This window comes from Amycolatopsis sp. CA-230715, from assembly GCF_018736145.1.
Lineage (GTDB): Bacteria > Actinomycetota > Actinomycetes > Mycobacteriales > Pseudonocardiaceae > Amycolatopsis.
In genome coordinates, this window is sequence record NZ_CP059997.1 from 8,636,560 (window position 1) to 8,658,841 (window position 22,282).

Consider the following 22,282-nt stretch of genomic DNA (forward strand, 5'->3'; position numbering starts at 1 on the left):
TGGTGCGCGGCCGGGGGTTGCGGCATGCTGAACCGCTCGTGATCGTCGACGGGGGAGCAAGATGCGGGTGAGGTGGCTGGTCCTGGTGGCCGTGTGCGCGGCGAGTCTCGCCGGATGCGGTTCGGACTCGACCGGACGGGTGTCGGCGGACGCCGTGAAGAAGGCGGTGACGGGTTTCGGCGGTCCGGATGCGAAGGCGTACCAGAGCCGGGTGCTGGTCAAGGACGTGGAGAGCGGGGAGATGCGCTGGCTGCCGATGGTCGTGGCGTGCGAGCCCGGCGGCGGGTGCGAGGTCGTGGCCCCGGACGGCGCGGGCTATCCCGACCTGGAGGAGTTCACCGAGGACAGCAAGCTGCTGAAGCCGGGGGACGAGGTGCTCGGGGCCGCGAACATCACCTCGCCCGGCGAGAGCGTGCGGACGGCGACGTACGTCAAGGGCTCCGGCCTGGCCTGGGTCTGGTACACCGGCGGGGGAGCGGCGCTGGTACTGCTGGGTGGCGCGGTGTCACTGGTCGTGCGGGCACGCCGTCGGCGCAAAGAAGGCGAAGCGCTGCTCCGCGCGTGGGAGGAAGACGGCCGCTGACGCTCAGCCGAGGGAGATGGCGTCCAGTTTGGACCGCAGGTATTCCGAGGCCACCACTTCCGGATATGCGGTGTTCCCGATGGGCGGGCCCAGCGACTCGATCCGCGCGTCGTGATCGGTCTCGTAGAAGAAGATGAGCGACATCGCGTCCCCGTCGCCCACTTCGGGCGCGAGCACCCGGTGCCGCGTCGAGCGCCACCGGTCGCCGGTCCACCGCGCCATCAGGTCACCGATGTTGACGGTGAAGGTGTCCGGTTCGGACGGTGCGTCCTCCCATTCGCCCGCGCGGTTGAACACCTGCAGCCCGCGCGCGCCCGGCTGGCGGTCGAGCACGGTCACCGTGCCGAAGTCGGTGTGCGGGCCGATCCGGTACTGCCCCTCCTCCGGCGTGCCGACCCGCCCGCGCGAGGGGTACCAGTTGATGTTGAACGTATAGGTCGGGTGGCGGGTGTGCTGGGTGAAGTGGTCCGCGGCGAGGCCGAGCGCGCTGGCGAACACGGCCAGCAGCTCGTCCGAGACCCGCCGCATGTGGGCCATGTAGCGCCTGCCCGCCGCGGCGAGTTCGGGCACCTCGTCCGGCCACACGTTCGGCTGGAACCAGAACGCGTCGACCTCGGCGTCGCCGATCGCGGCGTCTGCGCCGGCGGACAGCGATTCCTTGAGATCGGGCGGGGTCGCGGTGCCCTCGGCGTAACCGTTCGCTTCCACACCGGGCGGCAGCCACCCCCGGCCGCCGACCGAGACCGCGTACTTGGCCTTGGTGGCGTGTTCGAGGGAGAAGAACCGCCGTGCCAGTTCACGGACGCGGGCGCGGAGATCGCTCGGCACGCCGTGGCCGCCGATGAGCAGGAAACCGGAGTCCTGGAGCGCTTCGTCGATGCGGGTGGCGACGGCGGCGCGGTCGGCCAGGTCGCCGTGGAACCACGGCGCGAGGTCGATGAGGGGTACCGACGTGCGGTTCACGTTCCGCTCCCGGATGTTTCGACGCCGATGTCCTCGTACCAGAGTTCGGGATGCTCGGCGATGAAACGCGTCATCAGTTCGGTGCAGGCGGCGTCCGAGAGCACGGTGATGCCGACGCCGTTCTCGGCGAGCCAGTCGTGCCCACCGGAGAAGGTGGTGGCTTCGCCGATCACGACGTGGCCGATGCCGAACTGGCGGACCAGGCCGCTGCAGTACCAGCACGGCGAGAGCGTGGTCACCATCACCGTGTCGCGGTAGTGCGGCCGCCTGCCCGCGGCGCGGAACGCGGCCGTCTCGGCGTGCATCGCGGGGTCGCCGTCCTGCACGCGCCGGTTGTGCCCCTTGCCGAGCAGCTCACCGTCCACTGTGAACAGCGCGGCACCGATCGGGACACCGCCCTCCGCACCTCCGGCGAGTGCTTCGGCGTGCGCGACCGTGAGCAGGTTTGCCGGATCGAAGGACACCATGCGCATACTTTCGCCGTGCTCGTCACGGCTTGGCAAGTGCTAGGGCGCCACCACTCCGGACAGTATTCGATCGTGTGCGTTCTTCGCAGGTCAGACCGCTGGTTTCGGCACCGGGGACGCCTTTCGCGCGGCGAGTATGGCGATGGAGCCGAGTGCGATCGCGGCGAGCGCCATGATGTACGCCGAGACGGCCATGGAGGTGCCCGTCCACTCGAGCAGGAGCACCATGATGAACGGCGCGAGCCCGCCGCCCGCGACGGCGCTGATCTGGTAGCCGAGCGAAGCGCCGCTGTAGCGCATCTCCGGGGTGAACAGCTCGGCGAACAACGCGGCCTGCGGCCCGTACATGACGCTCAGGAAGATGCTGCCGACGAACGAGCCGATCGCGAGCCCGCCGAGCGACGCGGTGTCGATCAACAGGAACATCGGCACCGCCCACAGCAGCAGTCCGATCGTGCCGGCCGCGTAGATCCGCAGCCGCCCGATGCGATCGGAAAGCCTTGCGGCCCAAGGGATTACCGCGAGCTGGGTGAGGCTGACGAGTATGGTGACGGTGAGCACCGGCCCGCGCGCCATGCCGAGGTGCCTCGTCGTGTAGTCGAGCGTGCCGGTGATGAGGATGTAGAAGGTGGCCGTGTTGACCGCGAACGAGCCGCCCGCGAGGAGCACGGTTTTCCAGTGGTGGCGCAGGATCTGGCCGAGCGGTGACCGCGGCCGCTCGGCGGTGGCCAGCGGCGCCTCCGCTTCGCGGAATTCCGGCGTCTCCTCGACCTTGGCGTGGATGAACCAGGCGAGGCCGAGTACGAGCACGCCGATCAGGAACGGCAACCGCCAGCCCCACGAGCCGAACGCCGGACCGGTGGTCGCGCTCTGGGCGAGCAGGAACACGGTGTTCGCGAGCACCACCCCGATCGGCACGCCGAGCTGGACGAAGCTGCCGTAGAGGCCACGCTTCCCGGCCGGCGCGTATTCCGTGGCGAGCAGCATCGCGCCACCCCACTGCGCGCCGACGGCGATGCCCTGGAGCAGCCGGAGCAGCACCAGCAGGACGGGCGCGGCGATCCCGATCGACGCGTACGAGGGGAGCAGCCCGATCGCGGTGGTGGCCACGCCCATCGCCGTCAGCGCGAGCACGAGGATCGGCTTGCGGCCGCGGCGGTCGCCGAGCTGGCCGGCGATGATCCCGCCGACCGGGCGGGCGAGGAACCCGACCGCGAAGGTGGCGAACGAGGCGAGCACACCGGCGGCGGGGTTGGTGGTGGGGAAGAACTTCCCGCCGAAGACGAGCGCCGCCGCGATGCCGAACAGGAAGTAGTCGTACCACTCGACCGCGGAGGCGAGCGCGGCCGCGGTGGCGGCCCGCCTGCGCTGGGTGTCGGACCGTGCCATGGCGGGCCTCCGGGGAGGTCGGGGTGCGGAAAGTCCGCCGAAATTACCAACCGCTTAGTATGTGGTCAACGTCTCAATCCGTCGATTCTGGCGGTGAATCGATACCGACCGGTTGGTACGCCACCCGGATGCCGGATGGACAGTATGCCCGAAATGTGCCGTTCGCTAGACCGCGGCGCCCAGCATGCGCAGCACGAGTTCGCCGTACTCGTCGCCGAGCGCGTCCGGGCTCTGCCGGTTGCGCTCGCTGTACCAGCGGGCCACGTCGACGCCGAGGGAGAGCACCGCCCTCGCCGCGGTGCGCGGGTTGCCGACGGTGAAGTCGCCGGAGGCGACGCCGTCCACGATGAGCTGTTCGACGTGCTGTTCGATGCGCCGCCGCAGCGCGGTGACGATCGCCAGTTCCTGCTCGGGCAGCGCGCCGAGCTCGTACTGCACGACCCGCGCCACGGTGTGGCGGCGCGCGTGCCACGCGGCGAATCCGCGCACCAGCGTCCGCATCCGCTCCGACGGGCTGCCCTCGCTCGCGACCACGTTCTCCACGAGCGCCAGTGTCTGTTCGTGCCCGCTCTTGCTGATCGCGAACAGGAGCGCGGCCTTGGAAGGGAAGTGCACGTACAACGCCGCGGGACTCATACCGGCGCCACTGGCGATGTCACGCGTAGTCGTCGCGTGGTAGCCGCGGCGGGCGAACGACTCCACCCCGGCGAGCATCAGCCTGCGCGCGGCGTCCGGCTGGACGTCCGGCCACAGGTCCGTCGAAAGGGACGTGGTCATGGCAGGACATCCTCCCGGATCGTGGCGCGCGTCCGCGGGGTTTCGGAAACATCCCCCACGTAGCCCAGTGTAAGCACGCGCTCAGTGGGGTTCGGCGGGTGCTCGTAACGCCCGTCGTCATTCGGACGACTTCCGCAGGCAACAGCAGGGAGACGGTGGCATGTCTGCGCGGTCGTCGTGACGAGTTCGAAAAGCAGCAAGGCGGATGTCGATCCCGACACCGTGTTCACGGCTACGGGGGCATGGCGTCCGACGGGAGTTACGACATCTGCTACCTCAGATTCCGGATTCCGGATTCCGGACGTGCGCACGGGGTCGGCTTATTACACGGTGACGCCGGGAGTCGGTGCCGCCCAAACCGTTACCAGTGATTCGCTGTTCGGCGGCCATTTGACGCTGTCGTCCAGCTGATCTGGGAATGCGCGGCCTTTCGCGGACACGTCAGAAGTGCTGGATCGACCACGATCCGTCGAGTGGGATCCCGGCGGCCGCGGCGATCCGCGCCCGCGAGCGCAACGCACGTTCCCGCAACGCGTCGAGATCGACGCCGATCAGTTCGCCGCCCCGTTTCACGATCTTGCCTGCGACGAGCACGGTGTCCACCAGCCCGGGATGCGCGGCGGACACGATCGCGCCGATCGGGTGGTTGGCCGGGAACAGGGTCAGGTCGTCGGTGCGCAGCAGCACCAGATCGGCCTGCTTGCCGGGGGTGATGCTGCCGACGCGATCGCCGAGCCCTACCGCGCGGGCGCCGTCGAGGGTCGCGAACTCCAGTACGTCGCGGGCGGTCAGCGACGGCGGCACGCCTTGTGCGGTGTCGAGGCCGCGCTGCACGCTCAGCGCGGTGCGCATGGTTGAGAACATGTCGCCACCGGCGGAGGGGCAGTCGTCGATGGACAGCGTCGGCCGGATGCCCGCGGCGAGCATGCGCCCGGTCTCCGGCCAGCCGAAGCCCATCTTCAGCTCGACGTCCGGGCTGATCGACACCGAGCAGCCCGCGTCCGCCATCATCGCGAGCTCGTCGTCGGCGAGACCGTTGCCGTGCACGAAAGTCGTGCGGTCGTCGAGTAGCCCGCGTCCGGCCATCGCGGCGACCGGCCGGTCCGCTTCGCCGGCGAGCACGTGGACGTGCACGCTCACCCGGAGTCCGAGTTCCCTGGCCGTGGTGACATCGGCGGCGGTGGTGTCGAGGTCCGTCAGCAGGGGGCCGCGCACCCCCGCCGCCATCGTGACCAGGCCGTCGTCGCCGGGTACCCGATCGCGCATCCTGGCGAGTTCGGCGGCGGCCGGATCGGGCGTGCCGATTCCGGCGCCGTAGCAGAAGACGCTCCGCCCCGGCGCGTCGAGGAGGGCGTCGAGTGCCGCGTCGCCATGCTCGGGAGTGTCGGTGCAGTGGCACCAGTCCAGCAGCGTGGTGATGCCCGACTGCAGCGCTTCGACCCGGCCGAGCAGCGTTCCGATGTACACGTCCTCCGGCCGGCAGTGCGGGCGCACCGTGCCATGCATGGCGGACCGGTATTCGGGGAACGTCCAGTCGGCGCCGATTCCCCGGAACACCGCCTGCCAGGTGTGCCGGTGGGTGTCGACGAAACCGGGCAGCACCAGCATTCCCGTCGCGTCGAGCACCTCCGCGCCGGGCGCGTCGATCCGTTCGGAGACTTCGCTGATCCGGCCGTCCTCGACGAGCACGTCGCCGCGAGGCAGGTCGCTGGTCGCCTGGTCGATGCCGAGTACCGTGCCGCCGCGCACCAAAATTCCCATGGTTCGGCAAATCCTCCCGTAGCACTGAGAGTTGACGCGTCAACTCTAGGAGAATCGGAGTTGATGCGTCAACTATTTTCGGCCGGTACGATCCCGCCATGGCGGAGACCAGTGCGGTGACACCGGAGGAATGGGACCTCTGGGAAACCTGGATGCGCGCGCAGCGCCTGCTCGTCCAGGAGGTCGATCGCTGCCTGCAGCGCGACTTCGGCATCTCGAAAGCCGAGTTCACCGTGCTCGTGACGCTGCGGAAGGCGCCGGGCCACGAGATGCGCGTCGGTGACCTCGCCGAGTCTCTCGCCTGGGAGAAGAGCCGCGTCGCGCATCAGCTGACCCGCATGGAGAAGCGCGGATTCGTGCGGCGGATCGAGAGCGGGGCCAGCGGCCGCCGGACCGGGATCGGGCTGACCCCGAAGGGGCTGCGCGCGGTGAAGGACGCCGTCCACGGGCACGCCGACAACATCCGCCGCTTCTTCTTCGATCCGCTGACACCCGACCAGGCCGCGGCCATCCGCGCGTGGAGCGAAGAGGTCATCGACCGCGTCGAGCGGTGACCTCGCGGTCCTTTGTGGACGCTGCTCAGCCTTCCGCGCTGGGGCACGGCGAAAGCACCCGGCCGTTCTCGACGCGGATTTCGGCGCCGCGCCACCGTGATCGCAGCCAGCGGTCATGGCTGGCGAGCACGACCGAACCAGGCCCGGAGCCCAGTGCGTCCTCGAGTTCGTCGCACAGCCGCGGGGAAAGGTGGTTGGTCGGCTCGTCGAGCAGCAGCAACTCCGGCGGACGCGCCACGAGCAGCGCCAGCGCGAGCCGTCGCCGCTGGCCGACCGACAGCTCCGCGACCGGCCTGCCCGCGTCCCGGACGTGCAGAAGTCCGAGCGAGGTCAGCGGAACGGACTCCGCTCGCTCCGCGCCGAGCGCGCGGTCGTACGTTTCCCTTGCAGTGCAAGACGAATCGCCAAACGCGGTGTCCTGGTCGAGCAACCCGATCCGGAGCCCAGGGCGGCGTCGCACCCCGTGCGGATCCAGCCTGCCAGCCAGTACGAGCAGCAGCGTGGACTTGCCCGCGCCGTTGGGCCCGGTGACGAGCAGCCGTCCGGTGGCGCGCACGTCGAGGCGCTCGACCGCGAGCCGTCCAGGAAGGTCGACGTTCCGCAGGGACACCAGCGTTCCGTCGGCGGCCCGGTCGGCGAGTGCGTCCGGGCGGAACCGCAACGGTCGGGGTGGCGCGGGAACCTGGCGGCGTTCCAGGTCGTCGAGCCTGCGCGCGGTGGCCCGCACACGGCGCGAGACGTGGTTCTGCGCCCTGCCGCCCGCGTGCCCGTAGCCCATCTTTTCGTTGTCCCGCTTGGCGCGGTTCGGCGCGGCCGCCTGCGCGGTCACGCCGAGGGAGTCCCGTAACGCGGCGAGCTCCTCCTGTTCTTCGTCGTACCGCCGCTGCCAGCGCTCCCGTTCCGCGCGCTGATGCACCAGGTAGTCGCGGTAGGTGCCGCCGTACCGGACCGGGCCGTCGAGCGCGGGATCGAGATCGACGAGATCGGTGCACACCGCGTCGAGGAACGCGCGGTCGTGGCTCGCCACCACGACGGTTCCCGGCAGGTCGCGCAACTGCCCTTCGAGGAACGCCGCGGCGTTGTCGTCGAGGTGGTTGGTCGGTTCGTCCAGCACCAGCGCGGCCGGGCGGCGGACCAGCAGCGCGGCGAGCGCGAGCCTGCCGCGCTCGCCACCGGACAACGACGAGAGGGCGCGTTCGCGCCTCAGCTCGCCGAGTCCGAGTCCGGCCAGCGCGATCCCGGCCCTGCGGTCGGCATCCCAGACACCGTGCCGTTGTGCGCTTTCCAGCCGTTCCGCGTACTCGGCGAGCACACGGCCGTCCTCCGGTTCCTCGGCGAGCGAGGCCGCGAGCCGGTCGAGTTCGGCGATGTTCCGGCGCGCGTCGGCGAGCGCGTCGTCGATGACGTCGGCGACGGTGGCTTCGGGATCGAAGGGCATTTCCTGGTGCAGGTAGCCGAGATCCGGTGGTCGTTCGACGGTGCCGCCGTCGGGGTGGTCCGTTCCCGCGAGCAGCCGGACCAAAGTGGACTTCCCGGCACCGTTCTCGCCGATCACCCCGATCCGGCGGCCGGGAGCCGCGGTGAGCGAAACCCCGTCGAGCACGCGCCGGTGACCGAGCACGCGCACGAGGTCGTGCGCGATGAGAGCTGCTTCGACCATGTGAGCGCCCCGTGTCAGCGGGCGGAGACGGGTGCGGCCGTCTCCAGCAGCTTGCCGTCTTCGAGGCGGAGCCAGCGGTCGATCCTGATTTCGGAGAGGAAGCGTTCGTCGTGGCTGACGACGACGAACGCGCCCTGGAACGCGTTGAGCGCGCTCTCCAGTTGCGCCGCGCTGATCAGGTCGAGGTTGTTCGTGGGTTCGTCCAGTAGCAGTAGCTGCGGGGCGGGCTCGGCGAACAGGACGCACGCCAGTGTGGCGCGCAGCCGCTCGCCGCCGGAGAGGACGCGGACCGGGAGATGCACGCGCGAGCCGCGGAACAGGAAGCGCGCCAACAGGTTCATCCGCTGTTCCGGCGGCATCGCGGGCGCGGACGCGGCCAGGTTCTCCGCGACGCCGCGGTCGCCGTCGAGCAGGTCGAGCCGCTGGGACAGGTAGGCGATCCGCCCGTCGGCCCTGCTGACCTCGCCGCCGTCCGGAGCCAGCTCGCCGTGGACGATCCGCAGCAGGGTGGACTTCCCGCCGCCGTTGGGGCCGGTCAGCGCGATCCGTTCGGGACCGCGAATGGCGAGGCTTGCGCCTTCGCCCGCGAACAGCGCGCGTTCGCCGTAGTTCAGCCGCATGCGCTCGCCGAGGAAGAGCGTCCGCCCGGCGGGCACGGCGGTGCGGGGGAGGTCGAGCGCGATCTTCTGTTCGCTGCGCAGTGACCGCTCCGCCTGGTCGAGCTTGGTCTTCGCCGCGCTGACCCGGGCCGCGTGCGTGCCGTCGGCCTTGGCGGCGGATTCCTGCGCGTTGCGCTTCATCGTCCCGGCGAAGATCTTCGGCAAGCCCGCGCTCCCGAGGTTGCGCGAAGCGTTGCTCGCCCGGCGCGCCGCGCGCTCGCGGGCTTGCTGCATCTCGCGCTTCTCGCGCTTGACCTCCTGTTCGGCGTTGCGGATGTTCTTCTCCGCCACCTCGCGCGCCGCTTGCACGGCTTGCTCGTACTCAGTGAAGTTCCCGCCGTAGAACCGGACTTCGCCGCTTTCGAGCTCGGCGATCCGGTCCATCCGGTCGAGCAGCGCGCGGTCGTGGCTCACCACGAGCAGGCAGCCGTGCCACTCGTCGAGCACGGCGTAGAGCTTGCGTCGCGCGTCGAGGTCGAGGTTGTTCGTCGGCTCGTCCAGCAGCAGCACGTCGGGCCGTTTGAGCAGCTGGGCCGCGAGGCCGAGCGAGACGATCTGGCCGCCGCTGAGCGTGTGCAGCCTGCGGTCGAGCTCGATTTCGCCCAGCCCGAGCCGGTCCAGCTGGGCGCGGGTGCGTTCTTCGACGTCCCAGTCGGTGCCGATGGTCGTGAAGTGCTCTTCGTCGGTGTCACCGGATTCCACCGCCGTCAGCGCGCGCAGGATCGCGTCTACGCCGAGCACCTCGGCCACCGTCAGGTCGCCGGTGAGCGGCAGGTCCTGGGGGAGGTAACCGAGCACGCCGTCCACGGTCACGCTGCCGGACGCGGGCCGCAGCTCTCCGGCGAGGAGCTTGAGCAGGGTCGTCTTCCCCTCGCCGTTCGGGGCGACGAGACCGGTGCGGCCGCCGGGGACGCTGAAGGACAGCCGGTCGAAGACGGGGGTGTCGTCGGGCCAGGAAAAGGACAGGCCGGAAACGACGACGCAGGTGTCGGACATGACAGAAGACCTCGGATGTGGTGCGAGCAGGGCGGTGCCCTGGAGCGGAAGAGCGGACGACAACGCGGCCAGCACGGCCGACACCGCGTACGGGTGTGCCGGTGGCCTGCTATCTCCGGGGCTCACCCGGAGATGTCGTCTTCACCTGCCACGTCGAGTCTCCTTCGAACGGCTCTTCCTCTCGACGATAGCAGTCCGTCACCGCTTCGCCGGGCAGGGTGTTCCGGCGAGCGCACGACGGTGTGTTCGGCGCGGTTCGGTTCTACTCGTTGCTCCGGATGGACTAACGTCTGCGTCCTGGGCTCGTTGTCCACATCGGACGGAATCGGTCCGCGCCGCAACCGGCGGGCCGCGGGCTCGTTGGTCAACGATGGCGGTTCGGGGCAGTGGCCGCGGCGAACGGTGCGGTGGGAGAGAGGGGTCGCATGGCGGGCAGGAGCGCGGCGCTCGCGGTGCGGTCGGAAGAGCCGGTCGAGTCGACCACCTACGTCGGCCGGAGCGCGGAGACCGAAGAGGCCCGCCGCCTGCTGGGAATCGCTTCGGTGGTCACGTTGACCGGGCCCGGCGGGGTCGGCAAGACCAGGCTGGCTTGGCGGGTGGCCGCCGCCTGCCAGGCCGCGTTCTCCGGTGAGGTCGCCTTCGTGTCCCTCGCCGAGCTGCGCGAGCCCGCACTCCTGGTACCGACGGTGGCCAATGTGCTCGGTTTCGGCGACCGGTCGGCGAAACCCGCCGTCGAGGTGGTCGTGGAGGCGCTGCGGGCGCGCAAGCTGTTGCTGGTGCTGGACAATTGCGAACACCTGGTGGAGGACTGCGCGTGGTTCGCCGACACGATCGCGCGGACCTGCCAGGAGGTGCGGGTGCTGGCGACCAGCAGGCAGTCGCTCGGGGTGGCGGGTGAGCGGATCCTGCCGGTGCCCCCGCTTGCGGTACCGGACGAGGGCGATTCCCTGGAGCGCGCCCAGGACTGCGAGGCCGTGCGGTTGTTCGTGGACAGGGCGAGCGCGGTCGTGCCGTCCTTCCGGCTGACCGAGGGCGACGCCGAACACCTCATCCGGTTGTGCCGCAGGCTCGACGGGCTGCCGCTGGCGATCGAACTCGCCGCGGTGCGTTCGCGGGCGCTGTCCCCGCGTCAGCTTGCCGACCGCCTCGATCGCCGCTTCACGGTCCTTTCCGGCGGCAGGCGCGGTACGCCGGGCAGGCACGAGACGATGCGCGCGCTGATCGACTGGAGCCACGACCTGTGCACCGAGCCCGAACGCCTGCTGTGGGCGCGCGCGTCGGTGTTCTCGGGCAGTTTCGACCTGGACGCCGCCGAGCACGTGTGCGCGGGCGGGGACCTGCCGGCCGACGACGTGCTGGAAGTGGTGGACGGGCTGCTGGACAAGTCGATCCTGCAGCGTGAGGAGCACGCGGGCAGCGTGCGCTACCGGATGCTGGAATCGGTGCGCGAGTACGGCGCCGACCGCCTTCGCGGCTCCGGTGAGCTGGCGGCCGTGCGGTCGCGGCACCGGGACTTCTTCGCCGAGCTGACCGGCCGGTACGCCGCCGAGTGGCTGAAGACCGACCAGCTCGCCTGGATCGGGCGCCTTCGCCACGAACACGCGAATCTCCGCGCCGCGCTGGACTTCTGCGCGGAGGACCCCGAGGACGCCGTCGTCGGTCTGCGCATGCTCCGCGACGTCAAGGAGTTCTGGATCGTGCGCGGCCTGAACACCGAGGGCCGGATGTGGCTGCGGAAGCTCGACGAGGCCGCGCCGGACGGGGTGCCCGAGCGCGCACATGTGTGGTGGTTGTTCGCGTTCCTGGCCGTGGTGCAAGGAGATCTCGGCGCATATCGGTCCGCAGTGGACAGTGCGACCGCGGAAGCGGAGGCGGCGGGTGACGAGCACGCGCTCGCCTACGTGCACCACGTGCGAGCCTACGCGGCGTTGATCGGGAACGAAATGCCCGAGGCGGTGCGGTTGTTCGGCAAGGCGATCGAGATGTTCCGCGCGCACGGCGACGAGGGCGCGCGGCTGTGGTCCAGCTACAACTACGGTCTCGCCGTCGCGCTGGCGGGCGAAATGGACCGCGGTCGTGCGGTGCTCGACGAGTGCATCGAAACCTGCGTGCGGCGGGGCGAGGTTTTCTGGCGCGGCTGGGGGTTGTGGTCGCGCGCCGCCGCCGAGTACCTCCAAGGCGATCTCGGGGTGGCCCGTGCATGCTGCGAGGAAGTGCTCCGGCTGCACAGCCAGGTCGACGACCGCGTGGTCATCGGGTTCACCCTCACCGTGCTGGCCGGGTGCGAAGCGCGCACCGGCCAGCCGAACCGGGCCGCGCTCCTGCAGGGGGCGGCGATGAGCGTCTGGCAGACGCTGGGCGCGTGGCCGACCCGCTACCAGGCCTTCGTCGAACCGCTGCAAGCCGACACCGACGCGGTCACCGGTGAGCTCGGCTGGGACGTCGCCGCGAAGGAGTTCGCCGCCGGGGCCGCGATGCCGATCGACACCGCCATCGCCTACGCGCTCGACGAGCCGGACGACATCGCGTCGGCGCCGTTGCCCGACGTGCTCACCAGGCGGCAGAAGGAGATCGCGAAACTGGTCGCCGAAGGGCTCACGAACCAGGAGATCGCCGATCGGCTGGTGATCGCCCGCCGCACCGTGGAGAGCCACATCGACCACATCCTCACCAGGCTCGACTGCGCCAACCGCGCGCAGATCGCGGCCTGGGTGGCGCGAACCTACGCCGGGGGATAGCTCGCCGCGGCGAGGCTGACGAACGAGCGGACGAGCGGATCGCCGCCGGTCTCGTTCCAGGCGACGACGAGGTCGGTCGGGGGCAGATCGGTCACCGGGACCGCGACGAGGTCCGGCGGCAGCGCGTGGGCGAGCGGGGCCAGCCCGACCGTGCCGTTCCAGAGCACGGCCTGCAGGCATTCCTGGACCGTGCGGACCACCGGGCCGTCGTGGGATTCCCCGCCGGGCGCGGAGCCGTTCCAGTAGGCGCGCCAGCGCGGATCGGTGCCCTCCGGCAGGCGGAACCACGGGCGGTCGTCGAGATCGCGCACGCTGAGGGTGTCGCGGTTCGCGAGCGGATCGTCCGCGCGCAGGATCGCGCCGACGGGATCGGAGCGCAGCACGTGGGTCCCGATCCCGGTGTCGTCGAAGGGCGTGCGCGTGAGCGCGACGTCGACGAGCTCGGCGCGCAGACCCGTTGTCGGATCGGTGAAATCGGCTTCGCGGACGCGGATGTGGATTCCGGGGTGACGGCGGCGGAACGCGGTGACGACCCGGGCGCCGGCCTGTTCGGCGCTGTCCGCGAGCGTGCCCACGGTGAGGGTCGTGCTCCCCGCCGCGGCAGCCACCTTCTCGCGCGCTACTTCGGCCTGCGCGAGCAGCGCGCGTGCCTCGTCGTGGAGCGCCGCACCGGCGGCGGTGAGGCTGACCCCGGTCGCGGAGCGGTGCAGCAGCGCGGTGCCGAGTTCGGTCTCCAGCTGTTTGATGGCGCGGCTCAGCGGCGGCTGGGTCATGTGCAGCCGGGTGGCGGCGCGCCCGAAGTGGCGTTCCTCGGCGACGGCCACGAAATAACGCAGCAGGCGTAGGTCCATCACCGGCGACGATACCCGTGCGGTATCGGGGGTCCGGAACAGGTGTTGGACGCGGCCGGATCCGGCGCGCTGGACTGGAAAGCACGGCGGTCCTGACCGAAAAGGACCCTGACCGAAAAGGGAATGTCATGACGCAACAGGTGCTGCCCGATCCCGTCGTGCGCGTGGCCGGCGCGCGGGAGATCGCCCGCGATCTGGTGGTGATCCCGAACCGGGGCGTGGAGCTGGTGCCCAACATCGGTGTCATCGGCGGGACGCATTCGGTGCTCGTCGTCGAAACGGGGATCGGGCCGGACAACGGCCGTGCCGTGCTCGAATTCGCCGCCAAGCACGCGCGCGGCCGGAAGCTCTTCCTGACCACTACGCACTTCCACCCCGAGCACGCGTTCGGCGCGCAGGCGTTCGTGGGGGAGGCGACCTACCTGGTCAACCGCGCGCAGGCGGCGGACCTCGCCGCGAAGGGCCCCGGTTACCTCGACATGTTCCGGGGGCTCGGAGAGTCGATCGCGCGACCGCTCGAAGGCGTGGAACTGGTGACCCCGGATCTCGTCTACGACGACGCGTACGACCTGGACCTCGGCGGCCGGGTCGTGCGGCTGCGGGCCACCGGCCGCGCGCACAGCAAGGGGGACCAGGTGGTCACGGTGCCCGACGCGGGCGTGCTGTTCACCGGGGATCTGGTGGAGACCGGGCAGTTCGCGATCTTCCCGTGGTTCCCGCCGCACGACGCCGACGTGTCCGGGATCCGCTGGATCGAGGTGCTGCGGCGGCTGGCCGGCGAGCACCCGGGCATCGTCGTTCCCGGGCACGGCGACACCGGTGGCCCCGAACTGCTGGCCGAGGTCCGCGCGTATCTCGAACTGCTGCGCGACGAGACCTGGGCTCGCCGGGATTCGGCCATGGGCAAGGAAGAAATCGTCGGCGAGGTCACGGCGCTGATGCTCGAACGCCACCCCGAGTGGGCGGGGCGGGAATGGATCGAACCCGGCGTCGGCTGCCTCTGCGCCGAGCACACCGGCTGACGTTACTTTCCGCGAGAGAACGCGTCCTGGACGTCCTGCGAAGAATGCGCGAGTGCCGTGGCGTCGGGTTCCGCGGCGGTGACGCGGGGGAGGTGGACGAGGACGTCGTAGGCGTCGAGAGGGCTCACGTCGCCGACGACATTTCCTTGGTGTAGCTGGGAAGCGGCGCGAACGGCGGTCGTGTCGCCGGGGGAGAGGCGCCGGAGATCGGTGGCGAAGGGGCCGTCGGCGCTGGCGTCCATGAGCGCGTCGAGGGTGCCGGGGCGGGGCGGCTCCAGATCGGTGAACAGTTCACCCTGGTAGAAACCGGTTCCGGTGTTGAGGGTCCGGCCCGTGCCGTTGGTGGTGCCGATGACCAGGTAGTCCTCGCCGATCCGATCGGCGAGGTGCATTCCCATCGAGGACGCCGGGGCCAGGCCGGGGTACTGCACCGGCCACCGCTGGACGTGCCCGTTGTGCGCGGCCAGCACGGTGCGGTCCTCGCGGCCGAGGATCCAGCCGACGGTGTCGGCGATCGCGGAGTCGCGTGTGGACAGCAGGCTCGCCTGGTCGCCGCGGGCGATCGCGCGGGCGTTGGCGTCGATGGCGGCGGCGAGGCGCACCGCGCGGAACGCGCGTCCGTAGGCTTCGGCTCCGGTGCGCTCCTGGTATTCGAGCCGTTGCCCTTCCATGCGCACGGTGAGCTCGGCCAGTCCGGCCGTGAGCGCGTTCCGGCGCTCGGGTGGGAGGTTTCCGTAGGCGCCGATCGCTTCGGCGAGGCCGAAAGCGGACGGGACCGCGAAGGTCGACGCCGTCTCGCGGATACCGGGATCCACCGCGAATTCGGGATCCGCGAGCGCGAGATACGCGATGACGGCGTCGATTCCGGGCAGCGGCGACACGTTCGAACCGGACAGGTCGATGCCGTAGAACCCGATCGGCCGCTCCGCCGTCCGGTTGTGCGCTCGCATCCACTCGAAGTGGTCCCGCATTTCGGTCCACAGCCCCATGAGCGAGGTCACGCCGTTCGCCATCACCTCGCCGAGCGGCTCGTCGCCACCGCGCACCCAGTCGTCGGCACGCCAGCCTTCGACGAAGCCGGATTCCATCGCGTAGGCGCCGAATCCGTGCCGCTCGACCAGGTACCGGGTCAGGCGGTGGCGCAGGCGGTAGTTCTCGTGGTTGTAGTGCGCGCTCTCGCCGATGGCCACCACGCGCGCGTCGCCGATCGCTTCGTCCAGCCACGCCAGATCGTCCTGGGGCCCGGCCGGGTCGAGCGTGCGCAGCGGCCGCACCGCGTCCGCGCTCAACCGGGCCGGTGCCGAGGTGTCGGTGGTCATGATCCGCCCTCCCATGTCAGTCCCAACTTTGGGAACAGTACCAAATATGGGACAATGGCGCGGTGGACACCCTCGACCTCCTGCTGCACCCGGTCCGGCTCCGAATCGTGCACGCGCTCTCCGGTGGACGCCCCCGTACGACCTCCGAGCTGAGCGAGGCCCTGCCCGACGTCCCGAGGACGAGCGTGTACCGGCACGTCGGCCTGCTCGCCGAGGCGGGACTGCTGGAGGTCGCCGACGAACAGCGCGTGCGGGGCATCGTCGAGCGGCACTACCGGCTTCGGCGGGAGCGGGCGAGGATCGAAGAGGAAGCGGGCGCCTCGATGTCGCTGGATGACCACCGTCGCGGATTCGCGGCGGGCACGGCCGTCCTGCTCGCCGAATTCAATGCCTACCTCGACCGGCCGGGTGCCGATCCCTTCGCCGATTCCGTCGGGTACCGGCAGGGCACATTTTGGCTCAGCCCCGGCGAACTCGCCGAGATGATCGGGGAACTCCGCCAGGTCTTCGCGAGGCGGGCGGACAACGGACCGGCGCCGGATCGGCGGTCCTACCTGATGAGCACGATCGTCTTCCCGTCCGATGGTGCCGGGGAAGCGAGCTGACAGTCTCGACGGCTTCCAGAAGGATTACCCTCGACGGTCATGAGCGATCAGTGCCTGTTCTGCGGCATCGTGGCCGGCGAGGTCCCCAGCGCGAAGGTAGCCGAAGACGACACGACGTACGCCTTCATGGACATCAACCCGGCCTCGGACGGTCACCTGCTGGTCGTGCCCAAGCGCCACAGCAAAGACCTGCTCGACATCGGCGCCGCGGACCTTGCCGATGTCACGGTGGCGGCGCAACGGATCGCGAAGGCGGTGAGCAAGGAGCTCGGCGCCGACGGCGTGAACCTCCTCAACTGCTGTGGTGCCGACGCGTGGCAGACCGTCTTCCACTTCCACCTGCACGTGATTCCGCGGTACGTCGACAAGACCAAGGACCGGTTGGTGCTGCCATGGCGGCCGGGGGTCCCTGGTGACCCGGCGGCGATCGCCGCACTGGGTGCCAGGCTCTCCGCGGCGGTCGACTGACTTCGGCCGACTGGCACGACTTTCTTCGCGGTCGATCCGGTCCGCATCGTGCTGTCCCGGAGCGTGCAGCGCGGCGCGGGATCCGAGTGGTGGCCGCGGGCGGATCGCGCCTAGTATCGGTGACCAACCGCTTAGTACGTTGTCGACGGAAAGGGCCGCAGCAGTGAACTCGTTCAAGGACCGGGTCGCCATCGTGACCGGCGCCAGCAGGGGTATCGGCCTCGGCGTCGCCAAGGAACTCGTCTCCCGCGGCGCCAAGGTGTGCATCACCGCCCGCAAGCCGGAACCGCTCGCCGAGGCGGTCGCGGAACTGGGTGGTGACGACGTCGCCATCGCGGTCGCGGGCAAGGCCGACAACCCCGAGCACCAGGACGAGGCCGTCGCGACCGCGATCGACCGGTTCGGCAGCCTCGATCTGCTGGTGAACAACGCCGGGATCAACCCGGTCTACGGTCCGGTGATCGACGTCGACGACGCGGCCGCCGCGAAGCTCATGGCCGTCAACGTGCTGGCGCCGCTCGCGTGGACGCGGAAGGCGCGCGACGCGTGGATGGGCGAGCACGGCGGCGCGGTCGTCAACGTCGCGTCCATCGCCGGCCTGCGCGCCTCGCCGGGGATCGGCATGTACGGGGTGACCAAGGCCGCGCTGATCCGGCTGACCGTCGAGCTGGCCGCCGAACTCGGGCCGAAGATCCGCCTCAACGCGGTCGCGCCCGCCGTGGTGAAGACGTCCTTCGCCACCGCGTTGTACGAGGGCAGGGAGGACGAGGTCGCCGCGGCGTACCCGTTGAAGCGCCTCGGCGTGCCGGAGGACATCGCGGGCGCGGTGGCGTTCCTGCTGTCCGAGGAGGCCGGGTGGATCACCGGTCAGACGCTCGTGCTCGACGGCGGCGTCTCGCTCGGAGGTGGCCTGTGACCACGCTGAAGGACGCGGGTGTCGTCGTCACCGGTGGTGGTGGCGGGATCGGTGCCGCGCTGGCGAGGCGGTTCCGCGCGGAGGGTGCGCGCGTGGTCGTCGCGGACCTGGACGAGAAGTCGGTGACCTCGGTGGCCGAAGAGGTCGGTGGCACCGCGTTCGTCGGTGATGTCGCGAGCGAAGACGGCGTGCGGCGGCTGATCGACACCGCGAATGGCGCGCTCGGCGCGATCGACGTGTTCTGCGCCAACGCGGGTATCGCGCCGCACGGCGGTCCCGAAGCCCCCGCCTCGGTATGGCAGGCGGCGTGGGACGTGAACGTGATGGCACACGTTCGCGCGGCGGACCTGCTCCTGCCGGGCTGGCTCGAACGCGGTCGCGGGCACTTCGTCGCGACGGTGTCCGCGGCCGGGATCTTGACCAGCCTCGGATCCGCGCCGTATTCGGTCACCAAGCACGGCGCGCTGGCCTTCGCCGAATGGCTGAGCGCGACCTACCGCCATCGCGGCATCACCGTGCAGGCGGTGTGCCCGCAGGGCGTGCGGACGAACATGCTCTCCGGCACCGGCAAGGCGGGCGACTTCCTGATGGGGGCGTCGGCGATCGAACCCGAGCAGGTGTCCGACGCGCTGTTCACCGCGATGGCCGAGAACCGGTTCCTGGTGCTCCCGCATCCCGAGGTGGCGGACTACTACGCGGCCCGCGCCACGCAGACCGACCGGTGGCTCGGCGGGATGAACAAGCTGCAGCGCAAGGTGGAGGAGCTGGAGGGCTGAGGCGCTTGACGGCGACGGCCGGTATCCATAGCGTTGACATACCGACTGGTCGGTTCGGGTTCGAGGAGTGTGGATGAGCTGGTACGAAACGAAACCCTGGCTCGCGCAGTACGACGAGCGCATGCTCGCCGCGCCGCCGATCGAAGCGACGACGCTGCTCGCCACGTTCCGCTCGGCCGTCGCCCGCGCGCCTGAGCGGACCGCGATCTCCTACTTCGACGGCTCGCTCACCTACCGCGAGGTGGACGAGCTGTCGGACGGCGTGGCGGCCTACCTCCGCTCGGCGGGCTTCGTGCCGGGTGACCGGCTCGCGCTGGTGCTGCAGAACATCCCGCAGTTCGTGCTGGCGCTGCTCGGCGCCTGGAAGGCGGGCGGGATCGCGGTCCCGGTGAACCCGATGTACCGCGAGCGGGAGCTGACCCACGTGTTCACCGACGCGGGGGTGCGGGCCGTGGTGTGCTCGCCGAAGGCGTGGCGCGACCGGATCTCGGCGGTCGCGGCGGCAGCGGGGGTGCCGATCGGACTGGTCGCGAGCGAACTGGACTTCCAGACCAGGAACGACGAACGGGTGCTCGGCGGTGCGGCGCGCGTGCCCGTCGAAGGGGCGCGCGACCTGCTCGACATCGCGCGCCAGTACCACGACGCGGTGCCGGATCCCGGGCTCTCCGGCGGCGACGTCGCGCTCATCAGCTACACCTCGGGTACCAGCGGCACACCGAAGGGCGCGACCAACACGCATCGCAACATCGCGGTGAACGCCGCGTCCCTCCGCACGTTTTCCGATATGGCGGAGGGTGGGGTGATCTTCACGCTCGCCCCGCTCTTCCACATCACCGGCATGGTGTGCGAACTGGCCACCGCGATCGACCTGGCGGGCACGCTGGTGCTGGCGTACCGGTTCGAAGCGGGCGTGGTGCTCGACGCGTTCCGGGAAACGAGCCCGGTCTACACGGTCGGCCCGTCGACGGCGTACATGGCGTTGATGGCCCATCCCGACGCGACGCGCGAGCACTTCGCGTCGTTCGAGCTGCTCTACTCGGGCGGGGCGGCACTTCCGCCCGCGGTGGTGGAGGCGTTCCGCGAGAAGTTCGGCCAGTACATCCGCAACGGTTACGGCCTCACCGAGACGACAGCGGGCTGCGTCTCGGTGCCGGGGTCGAGGGAGGCGCCGATCGACCCCGCCTCCGGCACCATCTCGATCGGCCTGCCGGTGCCGGGGACGATCGTGCGGATCCTCGGGGACGACGGAACCGAGGCGCCGCAAGGGGAACCGGGCGAGATCGTGATCGAGGGCCCGACCGTGGTGCCCGGCTACTGGAACCTCGCCGAGGCGACCGAGCAGAGCATGCCAGGCGGGCGGCTGCACACCGGCGACATCGGGTTCATGGACGCCGACGGCTGGGTGTACGTGGTGGACCGCAAGAAAGACATGATCAACGCCTCCGGGTTCAAGGTGTGGCCGCGCGAGGTCGAGGACGTGCTCTACACCCACGAGCACGTGCGCGAGGCCGCGGTCGTCGGCGTCCCCGACGAGTACCGCGGCGAGACGGTGAAGGCGTACGTGAGCGCGCGCCCCGGCACCAGCCCCGATCCCGAAGAGCTGATCGCCTACTGCCGTGCGCAGCTCGCCGCCTACAAGAGCCCGCGGACGGTCGAAGTGCTCGCCGAACTGCCGAAAACGGCGAGCGGGAAAATCCTGCGTCGTGAGCTGCGGGCCAGGGACTAATGGAGACGGTTTAGCCTGGAGGTTCGAGAAGGGGAAGGGGAGGGCCGCGATGACCAGGGCCACCGCGCGCAAGGCGGAAGCGGAACCGGACGCCACCGTGCCGAGACGGCTGCTGTCGGTCGCGACGAAGCTGTTCGCCAAGAAGGGGTTCGACCGCACCTCGGTGCAGGAGATCGTGGAGGCGGCAGGCGTCACCAAGGGCGCCATGTACCACTACTTCGACTCCAAGGACGACCTGCTCTACGAGATCTACGGGCGGGTGCTGCGCGAGCAGACCGAACAGCTCGAGAAGGTCGCGGTCACCGAGGCGCCGTTGCGGGAGCGGTTGCGCACCGCGTCCACCGACGTGGTGGTCAGCACGATCGCGAACCTCGACGACAACAAGGTCTTCTGGCAGTCGATGCACCAGCTCAGCCAGGAGAAGCAGCGCACGGTGCGCGCCGAGCGGCGCAAGTACCACGAGCGGTTCCGCGGGCTCATCGAAGAGGGCCAGCGCTCGGGCGAGTTCCGCGCGGACAAGCCAGCGGACATCATCATCGACTTCTTCTTCGGCTCGGTGCACCACCTCGGCAGCTGGTACCGGCGCGGCGGATCGCTGTCGGCCCGGCAGGTCGGCGAGCACTACGCCGATCTGCTGCTCGCCTCGCTGCGCCCGGACGGATGATTCCGTGAAGATCCGCGGGCCGCGAAGTCCCCGAAGGTGACTTTCGGGGAACTGGGCGCCCCGAAGGTCACTTTCGGGGCATCGGCGATCGTGCGCGGATCTACCGCCTGCACACGGAAGAACGGACCGTCCACAACGGAGTAACCCGCCGCGCGCACGGTTTTGGTTTCGAGCACCTGCGCGGTGAGGGCGTTCCCGGCGGCCACTTCGCGGAACCAGCCGAGGATCGTGGCCCCCTCGTGCCCCTGGCCGCGTTCCCAGGCGAGGTCGCCGATGTGCCACCGGCTCGCCGTGCTCCACAGCTCGCTGGTCAGCTCCTGCATGAGGCGTGTTTCGGTCACCGCGGAGATGGTTCGGCACCGGCACGGCGTTCGCCACCGAATTGCGGAGTGCGGTAGGCGCGCGCGAGTGAAGCCACCGTCTCGCGCATCAGCTCGCGGAGCGACGCCGGGCCGAGTACTTCGATCTCGGCGCCGAGCCGGAGGAAGTCCGACACCGCACGGGCCTCGGACTCGATCGGCACCACCGCGTGCAGCCAGCCGGTGCCGGTCATCGTCCCGGTGTGGTCGACGGCGCGGACGACGGCCGAGTCCAGCAGATCGGGCAGCGTGCGCACGATCGTCGGCGACAGCAGCACTTCGGCCTTGCCGGTGTGCCGCCTGCGATCGAAATCGGCGAGGTAGGCACCCCAGTACCGGGCGAGGTCGAACCCCTCCGGCGGCTCGAACGGCTCGTCGAGCACTTCGAGGTCCCGGATCTGGGACACCCGGTAGGTGCGGATCGACGCTTCGCACGCCGCGACGAGGTACCAGCGGCCGCCCTTGAGCACCATGCCGTACGGATCGAGGACGCGCGTGACCTCCTGCGGCGCCTGCCAGCGGCAGTAGCGCACCCGCACGCGCCGCCGGTCCCACGCCGCGCTCGCCGCCGCCGTGAGGTGCGGGGCGTGCTCGCCGTCGGAGTACCAGCCGGGCGCGTCGAGGTGGAAGCAGTCCTGGATGCGCCCCGCGCGCTCGCGCAGCGCGCGGGGGAGCGCGGCGGTGAGCTTGAGCCTGGCGGCCGCGACCACCGACCCGAGCCCCAGCTCGGCCGCCGCGCCGGGAAGACCGGTGAGGAACAGCGCCTCGGCCTCGTCGGTGGTGAGCCCGGTCAGCTTCGTGCGGTACCCGTCGAGCAACTGGTACCCGCCCGCGTGCCCAGCGTCCCCGTAGAGCGGGACGCCGGCGGCGTGCAGCGATTCGACGTCGCGGTAGATCGTGCGGACCGACACCTCCAGCTCGTCGGCCAGTTCCCGCGCGGTCATCCGCCCGCGGGTCTGCAGGATTAGGAGCAGCGAGAGCAACCGGGACGCGCGCACCGCCCCGGTCTACCACCGCCCACCGACATTT

21 protein-coding genes are annotated in these 22,282 nt (G+C 70.4%); 10 read left to right on the top strand and 11 right to left on the bottom strand.

From position 1 onward, the window contains the following. Nucleotides 1-61: 61 nt before the first annotated feature. The gene (locus tag HUW46_RS40295) at nt 62-583 is read left to right on the top strand and encodes a hypothetical protein (RefSeq protein WP_215543907.1); all 522 of its coding nucleotides are present in this window, start codon (nt 62-64) and stop codon (nt 581-583) included. Nucleotides 584-586: 3 nt separating this feature from the next. Here HUW46_RS40295 and HUW46_RS40300 read toward each other — a convergent pair whose 3' ends face one another. The 5 genes from HUW46_RS40300 to HUW46_RS40320 form a co-directional block, all read right to left on the bottom strand. Then, entirely contained in the window at nt 587-1,546 is a 960-nt protein-coding gene (locus HUW46_RS40300) for an isopenicillin N synthase family dioxygenase (RefSeq protein ID WP_254125427.1), read from the bottom strand. Next, a complete protein-coding gene (locus HUW46_RS40305) occupies nt 1,543-2,013 on the bottom strand; it encodes a nucleoside deaminase (RefSeq protein ID WP_215543908.1) in 471 nt (156 codons plus the stop codon). Before HUW46_RS40305 ends, HUW46_RS40300 begins: the two co-directional genes overlap by 4 nt. Before the next feature lie 90 nt (nt 2,014-2,103). Further along, nucleotides 2,104-3,402 carry an MFS transporter gene (locus HUW46_RS40310; protein ID WP_215543909.1) on the bottom strand — a complete coding sequence of 433 codons (1,299 nt, stop codon included), beginning with the start codon at nt 3,400-3,402 and terminating at the stop codon, nt 2,104-2,106. A gap of 165 nt (nt 3,403-3,567) precedes the next feature. Continuing rightward, complete coding sequence (locus HUW46_RS40315; RefSeq protein ID WP_215543910.1) at nt 3,568-4,179, bottom strand: TetR/AcrR family transcriptional regulator; 612 nt, start codon at nt 4,177-4,179, stop codon at nt 3,568-3,570. 441 nt (nt 4,180-4,620) lie between these two features. Further along, the gene (locus HUW46_RS40320) at nt 4,621-5,940 is read right to left on the bottom strand and encodes an amidohydrolase family protein (protein WP_215543911.1); all 1,320 of its coding nucleotides are present in this window, start codon (nt 5,938-5,940) and stop codon (nt 4,621-4,623) included. A gap of 98 nt (nt 5,941-6,038) precedes the next feature. Between HUW46_RS40320 and HUW46_RS40325 the strand changes: the two genes are divergently transcribed. Continuing rightward, nucleotides 6,039-6,494 carry a MarR family winged helix-turn-helix transcriptional regulator gene (locus HUW46_RS40325; RefSeq protein WP_215543912.1) on the top strand — a complete coding sequence of 152 codons (456 nt, stop codon included), beginning with the start codon at nt 6,039-6,041 and terminating at the stop codon, nt 6,492-6,494. A gap of 25 nt (nt 6,495-6,519) precedes the next feature. On the opposite strand, the gene HUW46_RS40330 is transcribed toward HUW46_RS40325, so the two are convergent. Both HUW46_RS40330 and abc-f read right to left on the bottom strand, forming a co-directional pair. Beyond that, entirely contained in the window at nt 6,520-8,154 is a 1,635-nt protein-coding gene (locus tag HUW46_RS40330; RefSeq protein WP_215543913.1) for an ABC-F family ATP-binding cassette domain-containing protein, read from the bottom strand. A gap of 14 nt (nt 8,155-8,168) precedes the next feature. Next, nucleotides 8,169-9,809: a ribosomal protection-like ABC-F family protein gene (gene abc-f, locus HUW46_RS40335; RefSeq protein ID WP_215550412.1), complete on the bottom strand. Its 1,641-nt coding sequence runs from the start codon at nt 9,807-9,809 to the stop codon at nt 8,169-8,171. Nucleotides 9,810-10,234: 425 nt separating this feature from the next. Between abc-f and HUW46_RS40340 the strand changes: the two genes are divergently transcribed. Further along, nucleotides 10,235-12,547, top strand: a complete 2,313-nt coding sequence (locus HUW46_RS40340; RefSeq protein WP_215543914.1) for an ATP-binding protein — start codon at nt 10,235-10,237, stop codon at nt 12,545-12,547. On the opposite strand, the gene HUW46_RS40345 is transcribed toward HUW46_RS40340, so the two are convergent. Next, a complete protein-coding gene (locus HUW46_RS40345) occupies nt 12,532-13,398 on the bottom strand; it encodes a LysR family transcriptional regulator (protein ID WP_215543915.1) in 867 nt (288 codons plus the stop codon). The two genes, HUW46_RS40340 and HUW46_RS40345, sit on opposite strands and share 16 nt — an antisense overlap. Before the next feature lie 128 nt (nt 13,399-13,526). Here HUW46_RS40345 and HUW46_RS40350 point away from each other — a divergent pair, with 128 nt between their 5' ends. Then, nucleotides 13,527-14,420 (top strand): MBL fold metallo-hydrolase, encoded by an 894-nt coding sequence (locus HUW46_RS40350; RefSeq protein ID WP_215543916.1) that lies wholly within the window; start codon nt 13,527-13,529, stop codon nt 14,418-14,420. Nucleotides 14,421-14,422: 2 nt separating this feature from the next. On the opposite strand, the gene HUW46_RS40355 is transcribed toward HUW46_RS40350, so the two are convergent. Beyond that, nucleotides 14,423-15,739: an erythromycin esterase family protein gene (locus HUW46_RS40355; RefSeq protein WP_215543917.1), complete on the bottom strand. Its 1,317-nt coding sequence runs from the start codon at nt 15,737-15,739 to the stop codon at nt 14,423-14,425. 62 nt (nt 15,740-15,801) lie between these two features. Between HUW46_RS40355 and HUW46_RS40360 the strand changes: the two genes are divergently transcribed. The 6 genes from HUW46_RS40360 to HUW46_RS40385 all read left to right on the top strand — a co-directional run bounded on the left by HUW46_RS40360 (nt 15,802) and on the right by HUW46_RS40385 (nt 20,894). Beyond that, nucleotides 15,802-16,344 (top strand): helix-turn-helix domain-containing protein, encoded by a 543-nt coding sequence (locus tag HUW46_RS40360; RefSeq protein WP_215543918.1) that lies wholly within the window; start codon nt 15,802-15,804, stop codon nt 16,342-16,344. 39 nt (nt 16,345-16,383) lie between these two features. After that, nucleotides 16,384-16,812 carry an HIT family protein gene (locus tag HUW46_RS40365; RefSeq protein ID WP_215543919.1) on the top strand — a complete coding sequence of 143 codons (429 nt, stop codon included), beginning with the start codon at nt 16,384-16,386 and terminating at the stop codon, nt 16,810-16,812. Nucleotides 16,813-16,975: 163 nt separating this feature from the next. Further along, on the top strand, nt 16,976-17,728 hold the full coding sequence (locus HUW46_RS40370; RefSeq protein ID WP_215543920.1) for an SDR family oxidoreductase: 753 nt from the start codon (nt 16,976-16,978) through the stop codon (nt 17,726-17,728). Next, a complete protein-coding gene (locus HUW46_RS40375) occupies nt 17,725-18,504 on the top strand; it encodes an SDR family oxidoreductase (RefSeq protein ID WP_215543921.1) in 780 nt (259 codons plus the stop codon). The genes HUW46_RS40370 and HUW46_RS40375 overlap by 4 nt, the downstream gene beginning before the upstream one ends. Nucleotides 18,505-18,577: 73 nt before the next feature. Further along, on the top strand, nt 18,578-20,230 hold the full coding sequence (locus HUW46_RS40380; protein ID WP_215543922.1) for an AMP-binding protein: 1,653 nt from the start codon (nt 18,578-18,580) through the stop codon (nt 20,228-20,230). Between the two features lie 49 nt (nt 20,231-20,279). Next, nucleotides 20,280-20,894: a TetR/AcrR family transcriptional regulator gene (locus HUW46_RS40385; RefSeq protein WP_215543923.1), complete on the top strand. Its 615-nt coding sequence runs from the start codon at nt 20,280-20,282 to the stop codon at nt 20,892-20,894. Here the strand turns inward: HUW46_RS40385 and HUW46_RS40390 are convergent. Next, a complete protein-coding gene (locus HUW46_RS40390; RefSeq protein ID WP_215543924.1) occupies nt 20,852-21,235 on the bottom strand; it encodes a hypothetical protein in 384 nt (127 codons plus the stop codon). The two genes, HUW46_RS40385 and HUW46_RS40390, sit on opposite strands and share 43 nt — an antisense overlap. Beyond that, complete coding sequence (locus tag HUW46_RS40395) at nt 21,232-22,251, bottom strand: helix-turn-helix transcriptional regulator (protein WP_215543925.1); 1,020 nt, start codon at nt 22,249-22,251, stop codon at nt 21,232-21,234. The genes HUW46_RS40390 and HUW46_RS40395 overlap by 4 nt, the downstream gene beginning before the upstream one ends. Between the last annotated feature and the right edge of the window lie 31 nt (nt 22,252-22,282).